We start from the raw sequence: 861 nt of genomic DNA, 5'->3' as shown, positions 1-861 counted from the left end.
AGGCAGAATAGTTAGATACATCTGGAAGCAATGCTCATTCGCTGGAGTTTCCGTAGGAGAGCCTTTTGTAGAACATCCTCTTTATTTTATCACCCATAACATGAAGGGTATCGGTGAACATCTGAAAGAAATGCGTAAAGATGCAAAGGAAACAGAGGGGTGTCTAAAGGGAGCATATAACCTGTTAGAGAAAAGGCATGTTATGATACAGGGGATGGTAGATGCGTGGGATGTAAAAGCTTATCGGTTCTTATTGTTTCTCTTCACTCGCAAGGATGAAGGTTTCTAAAACATTGCTGGATGAGAAGCAAAAGAGGCGCTTTCTCTCGCATGGAGAAAGTACCTCGGAAGAGATGAATTGTACAATACAGACTTTGATCTTAAAAACGGTCTTTTTTCTCTTTTTTCCACAAAAAATAAGTTGCAAGTCCAAGGATCGGAATACCTAATTTTGCAAAAGGTAGATGTTTGCTAAGCAATGCAACACTTTCTAGAGTTGCTTCTGTCATAAGTTTATGGCGTTGTTCTTCTGATTTCTTTTGTTGATCATAGTGCTGATAGGCTTTGAGAAAGCGGCTGATTAAAATACCTAAGGTTGCAAGAAAAAGCCAAATGAAAAATAGCACACTGGCTGCTGTAAGAGGCTTTATTACTGAAGATAATGCAATAAAACCAATGACAGATAAAAAGATCAAAGACATAAACAAGGAAATGCCAATAATTCCAAAGCAAATTGCTTGGAGACGGACTTGCTTGACAGTGCTTTTCAGCTCCCCACCGACAAGATGGTTTAAAAGAGGCGCGATAAACATAAGCATGCCTTAACGACGCAATAAGTGTGCTAGAATAAAACCAATCCCT

At 39.1% G+C, this 861-nt stretch carries 2 protein-coding genes; one reads left to right on the top strand and one right to left on the bottom strand.

The features are described from left to right. Window positions 1-289: hypothetical protein (locus tag ACFIO5_RS11010; RefSeq protein WP_375705422.1), on the top strand; the 289-nt coding region annotated here is incomplete at its 5' end. A gap of 91 nt (window positions 290-380) precedes the next feature. Here the strand turns inward: ACFIO5_RS11010 and ACFIO5_RS11005 are convergent. Then, on the bottom strand, window positions 381-818 hold the full coding sequence (locus ACFIO5_RS11005; protein ID WP_011181244.1) for a phage holin family protein: 438 nt from the start codon (window positions 816-818) through the stop codon (window positions 381-383). Window positions 819-861: the final 43 nt, after the last annotated feature.

This window comes from Bartonella sp. AA86SXKL, from assembly GCF_042196885.1.
Note: the sequence above shows the minus strand (reverse complement) of the source record. Positions and strands in the feature narration are given on the sequence as shown.

What these genes read in the sequence shown, in the direction of transcription:
- ACFIO5_RS11005 (WP_011181244.1), bottom strand. Translation starts at nt 818, where the DNA reads ATGCTTATGTTTATCGCGCCTCTTTTAAACCATCTTGTCGGTGGGGAG.